Genomic DNA, 5,921 nt, shown 5'->3' on the forward strand with positions numbered 1-5,921 from the left:
CTCGGAAAACCGCTTGGCAGGGCGCGCGCGGCAACACGCCCAGCCGCCGGGTTACCCCGCCGGGGCCGGGCCGCCCGGGGCCGGCCCGCCACCGCACCGCACGGCGGAGGCCGCCGGCACCCCTCGGGTGCCGGCGGCCTCTGTGTGTCCGGCCCCGTCCCCGGGCCCCACCCCGAGCCTGCGGAGGTGGGGTCCGGGGACGGGGTCCCCTCTCAGCCCTCGTGGAGGATGACGCCGCGGATGTTCTTGCCGTCGGCGAGGTCCTGGTAGGCCTCGTTGACCTCGTCCAGCTTGTAGGTCCGCGTGACCAGCTCGTCGAGCTTGAGCTGGCCGTCCTGGTACAGCCGGAGCAGGCGCGGCACGTCGAACAGCGGGTTGCAGTCGCCGAACAGGGCGCCGCGGACCTGCCGCTGGTAGCCGATGAGCGCGCCGGCGTGGAAGTGCGCGGCCTTCTCGGTCAGCTTGCCGACGCCGGTGATGGTGACCTTGCCGCCCTTGCCGGTCATCTGGAGAGCGGCGTTGACCATCTCCTCGGTCACCACACCGGGGGTGAGGATCGCGTGGTCGGCCAGCTGGCCCCAGGTGGTCTCCACGACGAACTCGTGGGCCTCCTTCGCCGTGGCGAAGGCGTGCGTGGCGCCGAAGACCGAGGTGGCCATCTCGCGCTTGAAGGCGACCGGGTCCACGACGACGACGTTCTTGGCGCCGGCGTAGCGGGCGCCCTGGACGGCGTTGCTGCCCACGCCACCCGAACCGAAGATGACGACGGTGTCACCGGCGCGGACGCCGGCGGCGTTGACCGCCGAGCCCCAGCCGGTGGGGACGCCGCACCCGACCAGGCAGGCGACCTCCCAGGGGATGTCGTCGGCCAGCGGGATGGCCGCCCACTCCGAGATCACCGCGTACTGCGAGAAGGAGCCGACGGTGCAGAAGCCGCCGAGGTCCTCGTCGCCGAGGTGGAACCGGAAGGTGCCGTCGAGGAACATGCCCGTGCCGGCGTTGAGCCCCTTCACGCACATGTTCTGGTGCCCGGTGGAGCAGGGCCGGCAGGCCCCGCAGGCCGGGATGTAGGAGCACACGATCCGGTCGCCGGGCTTGACCCGGGTGACGTTCGGGCCGACCGACTCGACGATGCCGGCGCCCTCGTGGCCACCCACCACGGGCATGCGCACCGGCGCGTCGCCCTGGGTGATGTGGTCGTCGGAGTGGCACAGGCCCGAGGCGGCGAACTTGACCCGGACCTCGTGCTCCTTGGGGTCGTCGAGCTGGAGGTCGACCAGCTCCCAGCCCTGGTGCGGCGCCCGGGCGATGGCCGCGCGCGTGGTGATGCTGCTCATGCGATCCCTCTCAGTTCCCGGTGCCACGGAGGGACACGGTCTTGACCTGCGTGTAGTCGAGCACCGCGTCGGCACCCATCGACCGGCCGAAGCCGCTGCGCTTGTAGCCACCGAAGGGGCCACCGATGACACCGGCGCCCAGCGCCGCGTTCACCGCGACCTGCCCGGCCTGCAGCCCGCGGGCGAACTTGACGGCCTTGCCGACGTCGCGGGTCCACACCGAGGCCACCAGGCCGTAGTCGGTGCCGTTGGCGACCTCGAGGGCCTGCTCGTCGTCGTCCACCGGGGTGACCCCGAGGACCGGACCGAAGATCTCCTCCTGGTGGATCCGCATCTGCGGGTCCACGTTGTCGAAGAGGGTCGGCTCGACGAAGAAGCCGCGCTCGAACTTGTCGCCGGAGGGGCGACCGCCGCCGAGGACGAGGTCGGCGCCCTCCTCCTGGCCCAGCTGCATGTACTTGAGCACCCGCTCGTGCTGCTTGGCGTTGATCAGCGGGCCCATGTTCACCTGCTCGTACCAGGGGCCGACCTTGACCTCGGACATGTGCTGCGCCAGGCGCTGCACGACCTCGGAGTGGATCGAGCGCGCGACCACGACGCGCGAACCCGCCGCGCAGATCTGGCCGGTGTTGAGCGTGATGCCGCGGGCGATCGCGGGGATCGCGGCGTCGAGGTCGGCGTCGGCCAGGATGACCTGCGGCGACTTGCCGCCCAGCTCCAGGTGCAGCGGGGTGAGGTTGGTCGCGCAGGCGGCCATGATCAGCTCACCGGTCTGCGGGGAGCCGGTGAAGCTGATCCGGCGGATCCGCGGGTGGGCCGGGATCGCGGCGCCGGCCTCGTGGCCGTAGCCGGTGACGACGTTGACCACGCCCGGCGGGATGCCCGCCTCCAGCGCCAGCTTGGCCAGCGCGAGGCCGGTCAGGGGGGCGTCCTCGGCCGGCTTGATCACGATGGTGTTGCCGGCGGCGATCGCCGGGCCGACGTCGGTGACGAACATCGGGCCCGGGGCGTTCCACGGGATGATCGCGCCGACGACGCCGTAGGGCTCGCGGAGGGTGAGGCCCAGCGCGTCGGGGGTGTAGGTGGGCAGGGACAGGCCCTGCACCTTGTCGGCCTGGCCGGCGGTGAAACGCAGCTGCCCGGCCATGGGCGGCGGACCCCAGTGCGGGCGGCCGACCTCCTGGGACTCCAGGGCGTCGAGCTCGGCGATGTTCTCGTCGATCAGCGCGGCCCAGCGGAACAGCAGCGCGGCGCGGGCGGTGGCGTTGGTGTCGCGCCAGGCCGGGAACGCGGCCTCGGCGGCCCGGACGGCGGCGTCGACGTCGGCGGCGGTGCCGCGGGGCACGCGACCGAGGACCTCACCGGTCGCGGGGTTGATGACGTCGATGGTCTCGCCGCTGGCGGCCGGGACCCACTCACCGCCGATGAGCTGCGCGTTGTCGATGATCAGGGACGCACCCGCCGAGGGCGCAGGAGGAGCAATCGTCATGTCTGTGGTCCTCAGTGCTCGTGGATGATGACGCCGCGGATGTTCTTGCCGTCGAGCATGTCCTGGTAGCCCTGGTTGACCTCGTCGAGCTTGTAGGTCCGCGTGACCAGCTCGTCGAGCTTGAGCTTCCCGGAGCGGTACAGGCTGATCAGCCGCGGGACGTCGTGCAGCGGGTTGCAGCCGCCGAAGATGCCGCCCTGGATGCGCCGCTGGTAGCCGATGAACACACCCGGGTGCTCGTTGACCCAGCCGTTGCCGACGGCGGTGACGGTGACCTGCCCGCTCTTGCCGACCACCTGCAGGGCGTCGGCGATGACCTCGTCGTGCAGGCTGCCGACGGTGATGATGGCGTGGTCGGCCAGCTCGCCCCAGGTGGACTCGACGACGAAGTCGTGGGCCTCCTTGGCCGAGGCGAAGGTGTGGGTGGCGCCGAAGACGGTCGCCATCTCCCGCTTGAACTCCACCGGGTCGACGACGACCACGCGCTCCGCGCCGGCCAGCGCCGCGCCCTGGACGGCGTTGCTGCCCACGCCACCGGCGCCGTAGATGACCACGGTGTCGCCGGCCTTGACGCCGGCGAGGTGGACCGCGCTGCCCCAGCCGGTGGGGACGCCGCAACCGACGAGGGCGGCGATCTCGAACGGGATGTCGTCGGGGATCGGGATGACCGAGTACTCGCTGACCACGGCGTGCTGGGAGAAGGTGCCCAGGACGCACAGCCCGCCGAAGTCCTCGCCGTTCTGGTGGAAGCGGAAGGTGCCGTCGGGGAACTCGCCGGTCGAGGCGTTCTTGCCCTCGTCGCAGAGGTTCTGCCGGCCGGTGGAGCAGTAGCGGCACTTGCCGCAGGCGGGGATGAAGGAGCAGACGACGTGGTCGCCGACCTTCACCCGGGTGACGCCCTCACCGACGGCGTCGACGATGCCGGCGCCCTCGTGGCCGCCGACCACCGGGAAACGCATCATCGCGTCGCCCTTCTGGATGTGGTCGTCGGAGTGGCACATCCCGGCCGCCATGAACTTGATGCGGACCTCGTTGGCCTTGGGCTCGTCGAGTTCGAGCTCGGTGATCTCCCACGGCCGACCCGGCTCGCGGCAGACCGCGGCGCGCGTGGTCATGCTCATATGGGGCTCCTTCCCAGTACTGGACGTCGGCCGCAACGGGGTGCCCGGCAGGACGGCGACGAGGTCGACCGACCGTCGCGAGCTGCACGGGCGCGCTCCCCGGCCGCGGTCCACCATCCGTCCCGCGGGGTGGCGCGGACCACACCCCTTCCCCAGCACGGAAGACCACGCGGTGGTGGGCGGGACGGCGGCCCGCCACGTCCGGTGTGCGCCCCGTCTCCTTTCCGGGACGTGGAAGATGCGCTGCTGCCCGCCGGGCGCGGCTGCTGCACTCGTCGTGCTCGACCGACGTCGACCGCATCGGTCCGGTCGGTCCGGGATCCCCGCGCCACCCGGCGCCCCCCGTGTGGCCGCTCCCGGTCCACGAGCGAGCTCATCCGTGGAAGGACCCCTCCCCCGTGAAGGACCGCCAGTGATCGACAAGTTCCGCGAGGACATCCTGTCCGTCGTCGACGCCGTGCCCTCCGGTGCCTCGATCGCCGTCGGCGGCTTCGGCAGCTCCGGCCGGCCCGACGGCCTGCTCGACGCCCTGTGCGAGCTCGACCGCCGCGACCTGCACGTGTACGTCAACAACGTGGGTCACGACTTCACCGGCGTCGGCCGGCTGCTGCACGAGGGCCGCCTGCGCCGGGTGACGGCGTCCTTCCCGATCCTGCAGGAGTTCTACGACGAGTACTTCGCCGGCAAGGTGGAGCTCGAGCTGATCCCGCAGGGGACGCTCGCCGAGCGGCTGCGCGCCGGCGGCTCGGGCATCCCGGCCTTCTTCACGCCCTCGGGCGCGGGCACCATGCTCTCCGACGGCTCCTTCACCCTGCGCTACTCCCCCGACGGCGGCGTCGCCGAGCACGTGCCGGCCAAGGAGACGCGGCTGATCAACGGCCGGGAGTACGTGCTGGAGGAGGGCATCGTGGCCGACTTCGGGTTCGTGAAGGCCCACAAGGCCGACCGGAAGGGCAACCTGCGGTTCCGCCTGTCGGCGCGGAACTTCAACCCCATGGCGGGTATGTCCGGCCGGACCACCTTCGCCGAGATCGAGCAGCTGGTCGAGGTCGACGAGCTGCACCCCGACGACGTCCACCTGCCCGGCGTGTTCGTGGACGACGTGGTCATGACCACCGGCAAGGCCCCCGCCACCGAGGACACCGCCGCGACGACGAGGAAGGCCTCCTGATGACCGGCACCATCCCCGCCCCGGCCCCGGTCGTGGGCCGCACCCGCGAGGGCATCGCCGAGCGCCTCGCCCAGGACCTGCAGGACGGCTACGTCGTCAACCTGGGCGTCGGCATCCCGCTGCTGGTCCCGCGCTTCCTGCCCGCCGACAAGGAGGTCGTGCTCCACGCGGAGAACGGCGTCCTCGGGATCGGCGCGGAGGCCTCGCCGGAGGAGGCCGACCCGGACCTGACCGACGCCGGCAAGCAGCCGATCACGCTGATCAGCGGCGCGGCCATCACCGACTCCGCACTGTCGTTCGCGATCATCCGCGGCGGCCACCTGGACTGCACCATCCTCGGTGCGCTGCAGGTGTCGGCCTCCGGCGACCTCGCCAACTGGTACGTGCCGGGCAAGAACCCCGCCGTGGGTGGCGCGATGGACCTCGTCGCCGGCACCCCGCAGGTCTGGGTCGCGATGGAGCACGTCGACCGCAAGGGCCGGCCGAAGATCGTGCCCGAGTGCACGATGCCGCTGACCGGCAAGGGCGTGGTCACCCGCGTCTACACCGACCTGGCCGTCTTCCACGTCGTCGACGGCCAGCTCCGGCTGGTCGAGTGCGCCCCCGGCGTCACCCCCGACGACGTGCGCGCCCGCACCACCGCTCCCTACACCGAGCACCTGGCCGGCTGAGCCGGCCGTCGGACCACGGCCGGCCCCCGGCCCCGGGGGGGGGGGGGGGGGGGGGGGGGGGGGGGGGGGGGGGGGGGGGGGGGGGGGGGGGGGGGGGGGGGGGGGGGGGGGGGGGGGGGGGGGCGGGGGGGG

Annotated in this window: 5 protein-coding genes; 2 read left to right on the forward strand and 3 right to left on the reverse strand. The window is 72.5% G+C overall.

Annotated features, from left to right (window positions below; translation table 11 throughout):
* Window positions 1-212 precede the first annotated feature (212 nt).
* The 3 genes from ACI79E_RS22225 to ACI79E_RS22235 are packed head-to-tail and all read right to left on the reverse strand — an operon-like array spanning window position 213 to window position 3,947.
* Entirely contained in the window at window positions 213-1,337 is a 1,125-nt protein-coding gene (locus ACI79E_RS22225; protein ID WP_456934755.1) for an NDMA-dependent alcohol dehydrogenase, read from the reverse strand.
* 10 nt (window positions 1,338-1,347) lie between these two features.
* Window positions 1,348-2,826 (reverse strand): aldehyde dehydrogenase family protein, encoded by a 1,479-nt coding sequence (locus tag ACI79E_RS22230; RefSeq protein WP_456934756.1) that lies wholly within the window; start codon window positions 2,824-2,826, stop codon window positions 1,348-1,350.
* 11 nt (window positions 2,827-2,837) lie between these two features.
* Window positions 2,838-3,947 carry an NDMA-dependent alcohol dehydrogenase gene (locus ACI79E_RS22235; protein ID WP_456934757.1) on the reverse strand — a complete coding sequence of 370 codons (1,110 nt, stop codon included), beginning with the start codon at window positions 3,945-3,947 and terminating at the stop codon, window positions 2,838-2,840.
* A gap of 412 nt (window positions 3,948-4,359) precedes the next feature.
* On the opposite strand from ACI79E_RS22235, the gene ACI79E_RS22240 reads away from it, so the two are divergent.
* Window positions 4,360-5,118 carry a CoA transferase subunit A gene (locus tag ACI79E_RS22240; RefSeq protein ID WP_456934758.1) on the forward strand — a complete coding sequence of 253 codons (759 nt, stop codon included), beginning with the start codon at window positions 4,360-4,362 and terminating at the stop codon, window positions 5,116-5,118.
* On the forward strand, window positions 5,118-5,789 hold the full coding sequence (locus ACI79E_RS22245; protein ID WP_456934759.1) for a 3-oxoacid CoA-transferase subunit B: 672 nt from the start codon (window positions 5,118-5,120) through the stop codon (window positions 5,787-5,789). The genes ACI79E_RS22240 and ACI79E_RS22245 overlap by 1 nt, the downstream gene beginning before the upstream one ends.
* Window positions 5,790-5,921 lie beyond the last annotated feature (132 nt).

The organism is Geodermatophilus sp. SYSU D00079, assembly GCF_054050635.1.